Annotated in this window: 13 protein-coding genes; 5 read left to right on the forward strand and 8 right to left on the reverse strand. The window is 59.0% G+C overall.

Annotation, left to right across the window (positions count from 1 at the left end; translation table 11 throughout):
• Together GG26_RS12535 and GG26_RS12540 are read left to right on the forward strand one after the other, a co-directional pair.
• A partial coding sequence (locus GG26_RS12535; protein WP_414390942.1) for an RNA-guided endonuclease TnpB family protein occupies positions 1-627 on the forward strand: 627 nt, incomplete at its 5' end.
• 423 nt (positions 628-1,050) lie between these two features.
• On the forward strand, positions 1,051-1,572 hold the full coding sequence (locus GG26_RS12540) for a MarR family winged helix-turn-helix transcriptional regulator (RefSeq protein ID WP_228375232.1): 522 nt from the start codon (positions 1,051-1,053) through the stop codon (positions 1,570-1,572).
• Positions 1,573-1,581: 9 nt separating this feature from the next.
• On the opposite strand, the gene GG26_RS12545 is transcribed toward GG26_RS12540, so the two are convergent.
• The gene (locus GG26_RS12545) at positions 1,582-1,857 is read right to left on the reverse strand and encodes a hypothetical protein (RefSeq protein ID WP_099813128.1); all 276 of its coding nucleotides are present in this window, start codon (positions 1,855-1,857) and stop codon (positions 1,582-1,584) included.
• A 208-nt stretch (positions 1,858-2,065) separates the two neighbouring features.
• Between GG26_RS12545 and GG26_RS12550 the strand changes: the two genes are divergently transcribed.
• A complete protein-coding gene (locus GG26_RS12550) occupies positions 2,066-2,593 on the forward strand; it encodes a TM2 domain-containing protein (RefSeq protein ID WP_414390945.1) in 528 nt (175 codons plus the stop codon).
• A gap of 7 nt (positions 2,594-2,600) precedes the next feature.
• Here GG26_RS12550 and GG26_RS12555 read toward each other — a convergent pair whose 3' ends face one another.
• From GG26_RS12555 to mfd, 3 genes are read right to left on the reverse strand one after another with little or no spacing between them, the layout of a single operon-like run.
• Positions 2,601-3,383, reverse strand: coding sequence for an ABC transporter permease (locus GG26_RS12555; protein WP_011430591.1), 783 nt, complete (start codon positions 3,381-3,383; stop codon positions 2,601-2,603).
• The gene (locus tag GG26_RS12560) at positions 3,380-4,372 is read right to left on the reverse strand and encodes an ABC transporter ATP-binding protein (protein WP_228375236.1); all 993 of its coding nucleotides are present in this window, start codon (positions 4,370-4,372) and stop codon (positions 3,380-3,382) included. The genes GG26_RS12555 and GG26_RS12560 overlap by 4 nt, the downstream gene beginning before the upstream one ends.
• Positions 4,373-4,418: 46 nt before the next feature.
• Positions 4,419-7,892: a transcription-repair coupling factor gene (gene mfd / locus GG26_RS12565; protein WP_414390948.1), complete on the reverse strand. Its 3,474-nt coding sequence runs from the start codon at positions 7,890-7,892 to the stop codon at positions 4,419-4,421.
• Positions 7,893-8,216: 324 nt separating this feature from the next.
• Between mfd and GG26_RS12570 the strand changes: the two genes are divergently transcribed.
• Both GG26_RS12570 and cydB read left to right on the forward strand, forming a co-directional pair.
• Positions 8,217-9,650 carry a cytochrome ubiquinol oxidase subunit I gene (locus GG26_RS12570; protein WP_414390950.1) on the forward strand — a complete coding sequence of 478 codons (1,434 nt, stop codon included), beginning with the start codon at positions 8,217-8,219 and terminating at the stop codon, positions 9,648-9,650.
• Positions 9,651-9,731: 81 nt separating this feature from the next.
• Positions 9,732-10,781, forward strand: a complete 1,050-nt coding sequence (gene cydB / locus GG26_RS12575; protein WP_414390953.1) for a cytochrome d ubiquinol oxidase subunit II — start codon at positions 9,732-9,734, stop codon at positions 10,779-10,781.
• 79 nt (positions 10,782-10,860) lie between these two features.
• Here cydB and GG26_RS12580 read toward each other — a convergent pair whose 3' ends face one another.
• From GG26_RS12580 to GG26_RS12595, 4 genes are all read right to left on the reverse strand, one after another.
• The gene (locus tag GG26_RS12580; RefSeq protein ID WP_414390955.1) at positions 10,861-12,438 is read right to left on the reverse strand and encodes a mechanosensitive ion channel; all 1,578 of its coding nucleotides are present in this window, start codon (positions 12,436-12,438) and stop codon (positions 10,861-10,863) included.
• Positions 12,439-12,962: 524 nt separating this feature from the next.
• Positions 12,963-13,490, reverse strand: a complete 528-nt coding sequence (gene rimI / locus GG26_RS12585) for a ribosomal protein S18-alanine N-acetyltransferase (protein ID WP_414390958.1) — start codon at positions 13,488-13,490, stop codon at positions 12,963-12,965.
• 6 nt (positions 13,491-13,496) lie between these two features.
• Positions 13,497-13,922 (reverse strand): hypothetical protein, encoded by a 426-nt coding sequence (locus tag GG26_RS12590; protein ID WP_099813122.1) that lies wholly within the window; start codon positions 13,920-13,922, stop codon positions 13,497-13,499.
• Positions 13,919-15,085, reverse strand: a complete 1,167-nt coding sequence (locus tag GG26_RS12595) for a 5-(carboxyamino)imidazole ribonucleotide synthase (protein ID WP_414390960.1) — start codon at positions 15,083-15,085, stop codon at positions 13,919-13,921. Before GG26_RS12595 ends, GG26_RS12590 begins: the two co-directional genes overlap by 4 nt.
• Positions 15,086-15,356 lie beyond the last annotated feature (271 nt).

Raw genomic sequence — 15,356 nt, forward strand, 5'->3', positions numbered from 1 at the left:
GAGGGGCGGGAACGGTTGGAGCTGTCCATCGGCAACTATCAACGAGGGATGCTGGCCGGCACCAATCCCCAATCGGCCACGGTGGTCGAACGCAAAGAGGGTTCTTACTCCATCCAGATTTGTGTGGAGCATGACCTGCCGGAGCCGCAAAACACCGCCAAGGTCATGGGGGTGGACTTGGGTAGAAAAGACATTGCACACACCTCAGAGGGGGATAACTGGCATGGACAGCCGTTGAACCAGGTCAGAGACCACTACTTCTGGTTGAGAGCGATCCTCCAACAAAAAGCCAGTCAGGGCAGACGCAGTTCACGGCGGAGATGTCGGGAACTGCTGCAACGGCTGTCTGGTCAGGAGAGACGCTTGCAAACCTGGGTCAATCCCTGCATCTCCAAGGCTATTGTTTCCAGGGCAAAGGCGACCGATAGCACGATTGCCTGGGCAGACCTCACTGGAATCAGAGAGCGTGTCAACTCACAGCCGCGCAACAAAACCGAGCGTCGGCGGTCCAATAGTTGGGCGTTCTATCAACTGAGGCAGTTTGTGTACTACAAGGCGCTGCGGGCTGGGGTGAAGGTTGTGGTGGGACGCAGACTACAACGGAGCGTTAGCATCAGCGAAGCGTAGCGCCTATGTCATTGCACTTTTGGGGGCTGCTGTAAACCAGCCGCCCTACATCCCCCCGTATACGGGGGGAAGGGGGGCGGTCGGAGTCGGGTAGTTTACTATCCAACTTCCGCAGCCGCAGCAGCCAGATGGCGACATCTCGTCCGAGGGATCCGCCCAGACGCAGCCGGGATCCCCAGGGCTGAGGCTCGAGGTCGCTGAAAATAAGCTGGAAACACACTGGGCCGTTTCCGGTCTTCGCCCCGCTTCCCTAAGCCCCCTCTGGATATGGAGAGAGCTCTTGTACGCTGCCTTGGGATGGAATAGCTTCATGGAGTTGGCGTAATGGCCGTCAATTTGCATTAGGACTATATTGCAGTCGGCTATCATGAAGCCAAAACTGTTCTTGTCGGATGGATTAGTCTCGTTCGACGATCTGCAGCGATGCCCAGTTCTGCTGAGTCTCTGTCCTCTCCGCTTCCCCAAGGCGAGGCCCTCAAGCCCTCGGTGGTGGCGGCGCGGGAGCCTTTTTTGGGGCTGCTGAGGGATCTGGCACGGGCTTACCAAGCCTTTGAAAATTACGCCGGCGCTCACATTCGGCAGATGGGGCTGACTGCCCCCCAATTTGACGTGTTGGTAACCCTCGGCAACACCCCCGGCCTGACGATGAATGTCCTGGCCCAGAAGACACTGGTTACCAAGGGGACGCTGACCGGGATCGTGGATCGCCTGGAGCAGAAGGGGTTGGTGCGCCGCGAGGTACCCCCAGAAAACCGCCGCTGCTTCAAGATCGTGCTTACCGAAGAGGGGGAAAAACTGTTTGAGCAGGTTTTCCCGGCCCATGTGGCCTACCTAAAGGAGCGCTTTCAGAAGTTGGATCCAGAAGAGATGGCCCAGATCCAGGCTTGCCTGAAAAAGCTGCAGTCTATTTTCCATCTCCCTCGGGGGCAGACCCAGGATTGTTGAGGAGGCCTCTTACCCCAAGACCCAGAGCATCAAGACGACGCCCAGGGTAACGGCGGCAAAGAGGGCGTAGCTAATCCGGCGCAGCGGCTGCAGTTGCATGGCATGTAGATCCTTAAGCCAGCCCAGCCCCAGCGATTCCACAAAGCGATCCAGCACGGCCTGCATGGGGTAGGCGTAAACGGATCCCTGTTCTTTGAAGTTCACCAGCAGGACCAGCAGCGTGGCGTAGCCCCAGAGGAGGCCCCAGAGCACAGCACTCAACCCGATCAAGATGGGCTCAAGCATCGAGCTTCCTTGGCCTTCGGTAGGCGTGACCCCCGCTTCCTCAGTGTGACGAAGTTTTGCAAGATGGAAGGGTTGGATCCCATTTTCAGGCTCTTTTCTGCTTGAAGCCACATCCAGGCCTGCTTTTTAGGACAGGGGAAGGAGGGTTGTCCAACGCAAAAGATGGCAGACTAGGGTTACCTGCCCCACCTCTTCTGGACGAGTCCCTATGAGCTCTCGCTACCTGCTGCTCCCCGCCGAGCCCAAATCGGTCGGTATTGCCTATCTCCTCTGGGCGCTGGGCATATTCGGCATCTGCGGTGTCCATCGCCTCTACTTGGGCAAGACTGTGACGGGCCTTCTCTGGCTTTTGACCTTTGGGCTCTTGGGCTTTGGCCAGTTGATCGACCTGTTTCTGATCCCAGGCATGGTGGACGACCACAACTTCAAGCTGGCCGTCTTGCAGGGGATCCGCCCCTCTCCGGCTCCCGCCAAGGGGGTCTCGGCGCTGCCTCAGCCTTTGAAGGGTCAGGCTTTGATGCGGGAGATCCTGCGGCTGGCGCAGCAGCGGCAGGGGATCCTCACCCTCTCGGAGATCGCCATCGAACTGCCTGCTGATTTTGACGAGATTGAAAAGGCGCTGCGAGAGCTGAGCCGCCGGGGCATCGCCTCCCCCGAGAACAACCTAACCACCGGCGCCGTGGAGTACCACTTCCCTCACCTGTTGCGCTCCCCTGGCGACCGACGCTCCCTCTGACAACGTCCTACTGGGATCCCAGGATGCCGCGCTGTTTGGCTAGCTGCATCGCCCGGCGAAAGGCCAGCAGCCCCAAGGCGAAGTAGAACACGCCGCTGGCCAGAGCCATGAGCAGCCGCAAGGGATCCAAACCCGCCTCCCGCACCATCACATCTCGCAGCAAGCCGGCCCCCGCCGTCATGGGCAGCATCTGCCCCAGCCACTTCAGGGATCCCGACCACTCTTCTGTGGGGGTGGCCAACAGAAACAGCAGGCCAAATTGGCTGAGGATCAACAGTTGTTGGATGCGCTTCCAAATCAAGGCGGCGGATCCCAGCAAAAACGAGAAGCCATAGGCCCCCAGCACCACGCTCGCCAACGGCAACAACAGGGTGGGGGGAAAGTGCAGCCGGCTGCCGGTAAGCAACAGGATGATCCCCAAGATAACGACAACGGTTGAAAAGCGCAGCACCAAGCTGGCGCAGGCCCGCGCCAAAAACAGGGTGGCCGCCGAAAAGGGCGAGAGCAACACCTGCTCCAAGGTGCCTGTCTGGGCTTCCACCTGCAGGTTGAGGGCAATGTCGTTGACCACAAAAATGACCAGCGTCCAGAGCACATAGCCAATCACCACCGCATCCAGCCGTTGTCCAAACTGCGAGGCCGGCCCCGCCACATACTGAGCGCCGGCAAAGAGGGCATAGAAGAAAAAAGTGGTGATCAGGATCCCGCCCAGGGCTTCTGCCGGATAGCGGATGTACTGGATCCAGGCCCGCTTCAGCTCGGCCCAAAATAGGTACAGCAGTGGCCTCATCCCTGCTCCCTTCTCCTTTTCAACAGCTTGAGGAAAATGTGGGTGAGATCCGCTTCCTCGCGCTTGATCCTGAGCAAGGGCAAGGGCTTGAGGATCTCCAGCACCTGATACAAAGTCTCCGAGGAGCCGCTGAAGCGCAGCTGATGGGATCCCAGGATCTCCACCCCTTGCTGGGCCAGGCGTTCCGCCCGGCTGGGATCCAGCTTCTGCTCCAACTCAATCCGGTAAGAGCCGGCGGCGCCGGCAAACTGCCGGATCATCTCCTGCGTGGGAGCTTGGGCAATAATTATCCCCCGCTCGATCACAGCCACTTGGTCTGAGAGCGCCTCGGCTATATCCAGTTGGTGGGTGGTGAGGAGAATGGCCCGACCTGAAGCGGCAATTTGGCGGATCAAGGATTTCACCGCTTGGGCGGCTTCTACATCCAACCCCAAGGTAGGCTCATCCAGCAACAGCAGAGCCGGCTGGTGCAGAAGGGCAACAGCAATGGCCACCTTCTGCTGCATACCCCGCGAAAGGGTTTGCACGGCAACATCCCGCTTCTCCCCCAGGCCAAAGGTCTCCAGCAGCTCTGCCCCCCGTTGGCGAGCCGTTCTGGGGGATAACCCCCGCAGCACGCCAAAGTACTCCAGGTTTTGCAAGGGGGTAAGCCGCCAGTAGAGGTTGCGATTGCCTTCCAGCACCGCTCCCACCTGGGCCAGCGCACCCGGATCGGCGTGGGGATCCCGCCCCAGGATGCGCACGCTGCCGGCATCGGGCTGGATCAGCCCGGCGATCATCTTGATGGTGGTGGTCTTGCCGGCCCCGTTGGGCCCCAGAAAAGCCAGGATCTCCCCTGCCGCAATCGCCAGGGAGACATCCACCACTGCCCGAACCTCCTTGCCCCCCTGCCGGTAGGTTTTCTGAAGGTGGTGGGCTTCTAGAACCTTCATGGGGCAAACACGAGGCAAAAGGGAGTGCAAAAGTTCCACCCGAGAAGGGCCGGCCATCCATCCCAGTTTCTCACGGCAGAGCCCAGCCCCCCCGCAGCCAGGACTAGGTGGCTGTTGGGATCCGGGCTTCCATCAGGGCCAAGCTCATTTTGTCCAGCCACTGCAAAAGGTTCTCCAGTTGCTGGGCCGCAGGCACCATTCCCAGGCCCCGCACCGTCACCTTGCCCGGCTGATAGACAAAGCGAGACTGCAAATAGGCCGGCAGGGCTTCCTTGAGGCGGTTCCAGGCCGGCTCCTCCATGGGGGTTTCCAAAAGCACATGCTCCTTGGCCGGCCTAATGCGGGAAAAGCCCAGCGTGCGGGCCAAAATCTTCAGCTCCATCACCCGCAGCAGCTCCTGGGTGGGCTTGGGCAAGGGGCCAAAGCGATCCTGCCATTCCTGGGCAATTTGCAACAGTTCGACCCGAGAGCCGGCAGCCGCCAATTGGCGATAGGCCTGCATCTTTTGATCTTCGTCAGGGATATAGCTCTGCGGGATCATGGCCGTTATATTGAGGTCAATTTGCGTGTCTTCCACCTGCGGGATCTCTTGGCCGCGAATTTCTCGAATCGCCTCTTGCAACATCTCCAAGTAGAGATCAAAGCCCACCGCGTTGAGTTGTCCGGATTGCTGAGTTCCCAAGAGGTTGCCAATGCCGCGAATTTCCATGTCCCGCAGCGCCAACTGATAGCCGGATCCCAGTTGGGTAAATTCCTGAATGGCCTGCAGGCGCTTGCGGGCCTCTTCGGTGAGGATGCCATCTTCTCGGTAGAACAGCCAAGCATGAGCTTGGATCCCGGCCCGGCCCACCCGTCCTCGCAATTGGTAAAGCTGAGCCAGACCAAACTCCTGGGCATTTTCGATCAAAATAGTGTTGACACGGGGAATATCTAAACCGGATTCAATAATGGTGGTGCAGACCAAGATATCGATTTCTCCGTTGTTAAAAGCCAGCATGGTCGCTTCCAGCTCCCCTTCCGGCATCTGCCCATGGGCAATGGCAATGCGGGCACCGGGCACCCATTCCCGCAATTTGGCGCTGGTCTCTTCGATCCCTTCAATGCGGTTGACCACATAAAAGACTTGCCCGCCGCGATCCAACTCTTGGCGGATAGCCGTGCGAATGACCTCAGGATTGTAGGGAGAAAGGTGAGTTTTAATCGGGCGCCGCGAGGGCGGGGGAGTCTGGATCAGGCTCATTTCCCTCAACCCCGACAAAGCCATGTACAGCGTGCGGGGAATGGGGGTAGCCGTAAGGGTGAGCACATCCACCTGGGTTTTGAGGAGTTTAATTTTCTCTTTTTGGTTGACGCCAAAGCGCTGTTCTTCGTCAATGACCAGAAGACCCAAATCGCGAAACTGCACATCCTTGCCCAAAAGTTGGTGGGTGCCCACAATGACATCGAGTTCGCCACTTTTGAGGCGGGCCAGGAGCTCTTTTTTCTCTTCGGGAGTGCGGAAGCGGTTGAGCAGGCCCACTTGAATGGGGTAGGGGGCAAAGCGCTCTTTGAGGGTGTGGTAGTGCTGCTGAGTGAGAATGGTGGTTGGCGCCAAAAGGGCAACTTGTTTGCCGGCGGTTACGGCTTTGAAAATGGCGCGGATGGCCACTTCCGTTTTGCCAAAACCCACATCCCCGCACAGCAGCCGATCCATGGGGCGGGGAGACTCCATATCCCGCTTGATCTCCTGGACGGCGCGAATTTGATCCGGTGTTAGAGGATAGGGAAAAGACTCCTCAAACTCCTGCTGCCAAGGGGAATCCGGGGGGAAGGCGTAGCCCTCCTGTTCAGCCCGTTTGGCGTAGAGCTGCAGGAGATCAAAGGCCACTTTTTTCAGACTCTTTTTGACTTTTTGTTTGGTCTTTTCCCAGGTGCTGCCGGACATTTTGTGCAGTGCAGGGGGCCCATCTCCACTGGCCCGGTAGCGCGAGAGGGAGTTGACCTGGTCGGCAGCCACCCGCAACAAGCCATCGCTGTATTGAATGACCAGGTATTCTCGGGTTTCGCCGCCAATGGTGAGGCTTTCCAGCCGTAAGAACTGGCCGATGCCATGGGCCTTGTGGACAACAAAATCCCCCGGCTTGAGCAGGTTGGGATCCACCTGGCGGGAGCTGGCCTGGCGGCGCTTGCGCACATAGGTGGGGGTGGCCAGGCTGTGCTGGCCGAAAAACTCCCGGTCGGTGAGCACTACCCACCCCAGCGTAGGCAGCAGGAACCCCTCCAGCTCAGCCAAGCCGGAGTACTTCAGGGCCACCGGCGTGTAGGACTGGAGCTGGCGTTCAATGGCTGGAAAATCTTTGGGGTTGGGCACGTACTGGGCCGGGCAGTCGTGTTCCTGCAGCAGGGCCACCGTGCGGGAGGGCTGGGCAGAGAGGATCCACACCTGCAACTGCTGCTTGCGGTACTCGCGCAGGGTTTTGGCCAGGGATCCAAACTGGTGGGGGATGGTAGGAACGGGCCGGCTTTTCAGGTCGATGGCGGCGGATTCGGCGGGGTCGGAGCTGGCAAAGGCGCGGGCCAACAGGCGGGGGAAGGGATCCCAGTCGGGAGCATGGAGATCGAAGGGGCGGTGAAAGGGCTGCAGAGCCGGCTCCGCAACCTGGGCCTGTTTCCACTGTTCTTGGGCGTGGTAGAGCCACTGCTGGCTGTGGGCCTGGCACTGCTCTGGCTCGTCGATCAGGATGAGGGTGGTGGGATCCAGATAGCTGAGCAGATTGGCGGGAGGGGTGTAGAGCAGGCCGAGAAAACGGCGCAAGCCCTCCGGGGGGGTGGGCGACTGCTCCAACTGCTGCCGTAGGCCCTGGGAGAGCTGATCGGCTTTTTCCTGCAGAGCCGGCCAGAGGATAGGCCCATAGCCGGTGGGAGTAAGCCAAACGTGGGGGATCCCGTCTTGAGAGCGCTGGCTCACCGGGTCAAACTCCCGCAGCCGCTCCAGTTCATTGCCAAACCACTCCAGGCGCACCGGCCATTCGCAGGCCACCGGGAAAATATCGAGAATATCGCCCCTCTGGCTCCACTGTCCCTCGCTTTCCACCAGGCTGACCCGCTGATAGCCCAGCCGGGTCAACTGCTGCCCCAACTGCTGCGGCGACAGCTCCGCGCCGGCTTCCAGCCGGAGGCAGAAAGACTGAAACACCTTTGGGGGGGGGAGGTGGGGTTGCAGGGCCCGCTCCGTGGCCACAATGGCCATGCCCTTCCTGCCCTGGAGACAATCGGCCAGCACCTGCAATTGTCCCCACACCAGCTCCGGCTCCAGGTCAAACGGCTCGTAAGGGGAAGCCTCGGAGGTGGGATAAAGCTGCACGCTCTCCCAGCCCATGCCCTCCAGTTGGGCTGTCCAGCGGCCCGCCTCTTCCAGCGTGGCGGTAACCACCAATAGGGATCTTCCTTCCTGCTGGGCCAAAGCCGAGGCGATCAACCCCTTGGCAATCCGCCCCCCTCCCTGCAAAGCAGCCCGTCGCTGGGATCTCAGCCGGACGGCCAACTCTTGCACCAAGCCCGATTGGGCAAGAAAGTGCACCAGTGGGATAAACGACATCTTTCCACCCCAGACTGCAAACTCAAGCCGGGATCCCAATTCTGGCATTTGTAGCCGCTGGAAACCTCAACAAGCCCTTTCCGGAGTGGGAAAGTGAGTTGGCTACCAGCCTTGAGGCTGCCAGGCCGATGCTCCAGGGCTGAGATTTTTTGTATCCTATGTTACAGGAAAAAGCTGGCACTCCCAGGATTCTAAAGTTAACCTTTAGACTTAAACAGCCTGCGCGTTGTCTTGCCCAAGATGTAACCATAGGAGCAGCGGAAAATAGATCTCCTAAAGTTGTAAAGCTGTACTCATTACAACCCTCCAAGCTTGGGGACAATTATGTTTCTAGACACCGTCACCCTTTCTCGACTACAGTTTGCCCTCACGGCCATGTTTCATATGCTATGGCCGGTTTTAACAACAGGAATGTCCATCTATCTTGTTGTCATTGAGGGACTTTGGCTGAAAACTCGCAACCTAGATTACTATCGCCACGCTCGCTTCTGGTCAAAGATCTATGTGTTAAACTTTGGCCTTGGCGTGGCCTCGGGGTTGCCGATGGCCTTTCAGTTTGGCATGAACTGGGCCCCTTTTTCTGAGGCGGTGGGCGACTTCTTTGGAACCGTCCTGGGGTTTGAGGGCACAATGGCCTTTATGCTGGAGGCCAGCTTCCTGGGGATCATGCTGTTTGGCTGGGAGCGCGTGCCGCCGATCATTCACTGGATCTCGACAATCCTGGTGGCCTTCGGCGCCAATCTCTCCACTTTTTGGATCCTGACGGCCAACTCTTGGCTGCAGACGCCGGCAGGTGGGGTATTTGTCGATGGAAAATTTGTGGTGCGCGACTACCTGCAGGCCATTTTTAATCCCTTTATGCTCAACAGCTTTCTCCACATGTTCTTTGCCACCCTGGAGACTTCTTTGTTTGTGGTTGGTGGCATCAGTGCCTGGTACATCCTCAAGGGGCGGCATGGCGAGTTTTTTTCCCGTTCCCTCAAAGTGGTCCTGGCGATGGCTCTGGTGGTGGCCCCCTTGCAGGTGTTTATCGGCCACTTGAGCGCGGAGCAAGTGTATCGTTATCAACCGGCCAAGCTGGCGGCCATGGAGGCGCAGTGGGAGACGATCCCCGCCGGCGAGCGGGCGGATTGGAGCCTGTTGGCCTTGCCCAACGACCGAGAGGAGCGCAACGAGTGGGAGGTGAAGATCCCTGGTGCCCTGGGCTATCTGCTGGAGTTTAAGCCCAGGCTGGATCGACCGGTTTATGGTTTGAAGGCTTGGGAGCCGCAAAATCGTCCTCACCTGATTGGCCTGATCTACTACTCCTTTAGGACGATGGTGGCCATTGGCCTCTTTCTGGCCGGGCTTATGGGGGTTACCTTAATCCAGTGGCTCAGGGGCAAGCTGTCGGCGGAGGCCCTCTCCCAGCAGAAGTGGCTGATGTGGGCCTGGGTCTTCGCTGGCCCGCTGGGCTACATTGCCGTGGAGACCGGTTGGATCGTCCGCTGTGTGGGCCGGCAGCCCTGGATTGTGTACGAGCAACTGCGCACGGCGGAATCGGTTTCGCCGCTGCCGCCAGGAGAGGTGCTGTTTTCTTTGGTCGGCCTGAGCGCCTTGTACACGGTGTTTTTCGTGGCCGCTCTTTACTTTGGCAGCCGCATCATCCGCAAAGGGCCTAATCTGGAGCTGCCTGCCCCCGTTCCGGCAACCCAGCCGGTGATCGTGATCGAGCCTGCTCGCCACGAGCCGGATCGCCGGCCGGCGGAAGCTCGGTAGCGCCGCTGCCCAGGCGACATCGCAGTTGGGAACTGTCTCGAACTAGCCTGGCTAGAAATACCTAAAGCGGAGGGAAGGACCATGGAATCTTTCGAGCCTTTACAGCAGTTTCTGCCTCAAGTCTGGTTTTTTATCCTCGGTCTATTCCTTTTTCTCTATGTTCTGCTCGATGGATTTGACTTGGGGGTTGGCATCCTTTCCCTGACGGCTTCCAGCGAGACGCGCCGCAGCATTCTCATGACCAGCTTGGGCAATGTTTGGGATGCCAACGAGACGTGGCTGGTACTCATGGGGGGATCCCTATTTGGAGCCTTTCCCCTCGCCTACGCCACCATCCTCAATGCCCTCTACATTCCGCTGGTGATCATGGTGGTGGGCCTGATCTTGCGGGCCGTTTCCTTCGAGTTTCGGGAGAACGCCAACAACAAGCTGGTCTGGAACCTCGCCTTCGGGGTGGGCAGCTTTTTGGCAGCCTTGGGCCAGGGGTTTGCCTTGGGCAGCGTCTTCGAAGGGATCCGGGTGGATGAAGCCGGCCACTTTGCCGGCAGCCCCTGGGACTGGCTGACCTGGCGCACAGTGTTGGTGGCTCTTACCCTGATCCAGGGGTATGTTTTGATCGGCTCTGCTTACTTGATTGTGAAAACCACTGGGGAAATCCAGAAAACCTATTACAGGACAGCCACCATCGCCACGTGGACAACTTTGCTGGGGGCAGTGTTTATTACCATCAGCACCCCCATTATGTCGGAGCAGGCGCGCTCCCAGCTTTTCTCGCCGCCTCTTTTCTATATCTTTGCTGCAATCCCCCTTTTGGGGCTTTTGTTGGTGGCTCTGTTGCTGCGCAGCTTGCGCCGCCGAGAGGAAAATAGCCCTTTGGTTTACACCTTTCTCATTTTTGCCCTTTCTTTTATCGGCTTGGGGTTCATGATTTTCCCCAACATCATTCCTCCCAGCGTTACCATCTACGAGGCGGCAGCTTCTCCCAGTTCGCTGGTGTTTATGCTCACCTTTATTGGCTTTTTGATCCCGGTTATCTTGTCCTACAACATCTACAACTATGTTGTGTTCCGGGGCAAGATTGTAGTGCAAGAAACAGCAGTAGAAGAGGCCAAAGTTCCAGAGCCAGTTTAGGTTGGCCCAGAGTCGAAGGAATAACCCCGCCCATATGCCAGGCGGGGCAATTTTATTAGAGGCTCACCCAGCGAGGCTCTCACTCCCGCTTGAGCCACTGCCGGATCTGCTCGGCAGCCACGTCGCGACCTCCCAAGCCAAAAGCCAAGGCCACCGCGACGGCAATCGCGCCCAGCACCAAGCCAAAGGCCAGCACCACGATATCGGTGGCCACGCCCATCTGCTGCAAGGCCATGGCGCCGACAAAGACCAGGATGGCCGCCCGCGCCGCCTGGGCCAGCACCCCTGAGGAGGGGTTGCCCAAGCTCTTGATCATGGAATGGGCCAAATTGGCCAGGTAAAGGCCGATCCCGAACACCAGGGCGCCGATGAGCACCCGACCGGAAATCAGCAACAGCCCCTGGACGATGTCGGTCAAAGCGGCAAACTGCAGCAACTCCACCGCCGGCACCGCCCCGAACAAGACCACGCCCACCCAGACCACCAAGCCGGCAATCTCAGAGGGGGTGCGCCGCTTCGCCAACGCCGAGGGATCCCCTTCAGCGGCAGGCGCTTCAGGAGCAGTGGCCAAGGGCAAACCAAGGCCGGCAGCCAGGCGGTCGAAGCCCGCCGCCTGCAGCAACTGGGTTACCAAGCCGGCCAAGAACTGCCCCAGCCAGTAGAACACGGCCAGGATGAGAGCAGATCCTGCAATTCGGGGAATGGCCCGCAACACCTGCTCCAGCATCGCCACCGCTGGATCGGAGATGGCCCGGATTTCCAGGGCCTTGAGGGCGGCAATCACTGCCGGGATCAACACCAAGACGTAGGCCACTGTGCCCACCGTTTGGGCCAGCTGGGGAATGCCAAAGCGTGCCCCCAAGCGGTTAGCTTCCTCTGAATTGGAAACGATCCCACGCACGATGCAAGCTAGAAACCAGCCCCCCACACCGATGATGAGCGCTCCCAAAATGCGGGGTACCATCGACAGGATTTGATCCAGCAGGTTTTGCACTGGCTGCAGCGGCCCCCGCAGGTTCAGCGTGTCCAGGATAAGCGGTAGAAAGAACAAGAAGATCAACCAGTAGAGGGCGTCGCCCAGAGCTTCATTCAAGAGAAAGGGAGCGACCTCAGCGCCTCCCTCCGGCTTGGCAGCAGTTCCTTCCGCAGCCGCCTCCGGTTGGAGGGGTTGAGCCAGCCGCTCATCCAAGTTAAAGCGCCGCAGCCCTTGGATAACCGCCAGCCGGGCAACCGTGGCCACCGCCCAGCCCACCCCTAGCAGCACCAGCGCCCCGCCCAGCCGCGGCAGATAGGCGAAAATCTCTCCCAAAAACTTGTTGATCGGATCGGAGACAGCCTGAAGCTGGAGAGCATTCAGCACCGCTACCAACACAAAAGCGAGGATAATCCAGTAAACAGCAGCAGCCACCCAGAGCTCAGTTTGCGGAGGCCTCTCGCCGGGCCTCTGGCCCATAATCCAGGTGGCCAAGCGGTTATCAAGCTGCGTCCGTTTGAGCAGCCCCCGAACGCCGAAAGCCACCACCCTGGCCACGATCCAACCCAGAACTAGAATGGCAATCGCCGCCAGTAGATTGGGCATAAAGTCGATAAGCCTAGACCAAAGACTCACGAAAAAAGAGATGGTCTCATCCCCAATGGTGTTTCTCGAGGTGTCCATGACTGTCCTCACAGCTTGCAAATGCTCAGGATGCACAAATGATAAGAGTAGGTTAGCCTGAAGCGCTTTTTCAGGCAAGCTGGCCCGACAGGGGGGGGGGAAAGCACGAATTTAAGCAGGAGTGCTGAATCTCGATGTAAAACTTTACGTTTATTCACATCAGCCTAGGAAATTGGCCGAGGCTCCAGGGGTGCCACTGAACAGGGGGGTCTGCTTAGGTTGTAGTATGTCTTGGCCTATCGTCAGATTGTCCGCAGCCATTTATCTAATTGCAATCTTAAATCGCAAAAGATGCTCCTAATTGGCTGTAGCCAAATTTTGCCTAAAAAAGTTACATCTGGCAGCTTGCGTACAGAAGAAGAGGAAATCTGAATGATCTACAAAACCTACAAAATAACGACAAGTTCAGCCGGGCAGTTAAAGCTCTGTCGATATTGATCTTCTGTAGGATTGCCAGACTTGGCTGCCGGTTTGTCTAGGGATCTGGTTGCGAACTTCCACAAATTTTCAGTGTTGTTGCTTTTCTAGATTGGCTTTTTCCAATAGACCAGCGCATCTTCTCCGCTGTAATAGCCCTTGCGGCGTCCCAGCAATTGAAACCCTGCCGATTCGTAGAGGTGGATGGCGGCGTGGTTAGAGGCTCTGACCTCGAGCGTGGCCCAGCGACAGCCTGCGGCTCGAGCGTGATTGAACAGCTCCTCCAGGATCCTGCGGCCCAAGCCGCGCCGCCGATGGTCGGGATCCACCGCCAACGAGATAATGTGGGCTTCTTCTTCGATGCGCCAGAGGATGCCAAAGCCCACGAGCGCTTGGGTCGTTTGCGTCGCGAGGTCTGGAGAGGGAGGGGGGAACTCCGTTCGGCCCAAGCCACAGGAAGCGCCAGCGGCAGCCGGTTCCGCCACAGCCCCGATCACCGTGCTGCTGGGTCTTTCCAGCTCCGCGCGATAGCCCTGTTCTCCCCAGTATCCGCCGTAGCAGCGGCGATCCAGCTCCAGCAATTGGGGCAGGGCGGTGAGGTCGAGCACCTGCAGCCGATAACTCGTACCGCTCATGGTGGTCTAGTCCCGCAATTCGCAGAACTCGGCCAGCAACAACTGCCCAAAGGGATCGTCATCGGGGGCGGCATAGGGCAGGGCTCGGCGGCTAAGGCTTAAGATCTGACCCCCCGATTGGGGATGGGGCTTGAGCTCGTAATCGATCCCTTCTTGGAAGCCGGCCTCTTGCAGGTAATCTTGGGCGGCTTTGAGGATCCCTGCTCGCAGTTGGGCTTTGACGGCAGGGGCCATGAGGTGGCGAACAAACCAGCGGGCGCTGTCGGGATCCACCTCGGCAAGGTATTGGAGAGCGGGAGTCAACACCGCGGAGCGCTCTTGGGGGGAGAGGCCGTTGACCTGCTGCGCTACCGCGGGCACATCCCGCCTTTGCATGGCCTGGATCAGGGTTTGGATGGCCGGAGAAAAAGAGGGATCCGACGCTTGGCTCATGGCTGCCAAAAGGATTCGAGGGTGCGGACAAGGGCCGCTGCTTCCGAAGGAGAGGGGGGGCTCGGCAGACAGACGGTAACATGGCCCAGCTTGCGCCCCGGGCGGGCGGGGGTCTTGTGGTACCAGTGCACCGTGGCATTGGGGATCGCAGCCAAGCGCTGCCGCTGCTCGGCATAGTCGCCGGTGGAGTGCTCGTAGCCCAAGAGGTTGACCATCACCGCCCCCCCACACTTGAGGGAAGGATCCCCCAAGGGGAGACCGAGGATGGCCCGCAGATGCTGCTCAAATTGCGAGGTGTGGCAGGCTTCCAGGGTGTAGTGGCCGGAGTTGTGAACCCGCGGCGAGATTTCGTTGATCCAGATCCCGGCTTTGGGCTGGGGCGGCGGCACCCAGAACAGCTCGATGGCAAACACGCCCACCGCATCCAATTTTTCCATCACCTTGACCGCCAAATCCCGGATCTCGGCCTCAACAGAGGAAGGGATGCGGGCGGGCACCAAGACGTGGCGACAGACTTGGTTAACTTGAACCGTCTCCACCACGGGGTAGATCTGGATTTCTCCCGTCAGCCCTCGCGCCACCATCACCGCCAGCTCCCGCTCAAACGGGATCCACTCTTCAACCAGCAGCGGGATCCCGGCATACTCAGCCAGAGCCTGTTGCAAGGTTGCTGGGTCGGGCAGGATGCGGGTGCCCTGCCCATCGTAGCCCTGCCGCCGCCGCTTGAGCACCAAGGGAAAGCTCAGGCTAGGTAGATCTGCCGTCTCCGCAGGCCAAAAAGCCGGCACCGGCATCCCCAGCTCTGCCAGAAACTGCCGTTGGTGCAACTTGTCCAGCAGCGGCTCTAGCGTGCTCAGGCGAGGACGAAAGCGGGATCCCTGCGGATCCAGTTTTTGCAGCTCCGCCAGCGGGATGAACTCGTTCTCAAAAGTTACCACCGGGCAGCGTTGCAGCAACTGGGCTGTGGCCTGGGTGTCGGTCACGGCACCCCAGACCACGCCGTCGGCCACGGCCACCGCCGGATCGGTAGGAGCGGCAGCCTGAACAATCAGCGGGATCCCCAATGGGCGAGCCGCCAAAGCCAACATCTGCGCCAACTGCCCACCGCCGATCACCCCCACCGGTTGGAAGCTCTGGTTTTTTGGGGATACCTGGGGTTCCACCACTGTCTCGCTATACTGACGGGTGTGCCTGCTTGGATCCAAAACCCATTATGGGATCCCTTGCCCTCTAGCGCTAGGAGAAAAACGGTGGAACCCCCTCAACCTTCTGAGCTCAGAGCTTTGATCGACCGGGCTTTGGCAGATAAGGTCTTAACCCGCGCTGAACAACAGCAGATCCTCAATGCCGTCGCAGCCGATCAAGAGGTTTCCCCAGAAGAGCATGACTCTAGTCAATGATATGCTGGACTATACTGAAAATAATGTACAGTAT

Source organism: Synechococcus sp. 'PEA 65AY6A-5F PE A', from assembly GCF_047462575.1.
In the GTDB taxonomy this organism is placed as follows: domain Bacteria; phylum Cyanobacteriota; class Cyanobacteriia; order Thermostichales; family Thermostichaceae; genus Thermostichus.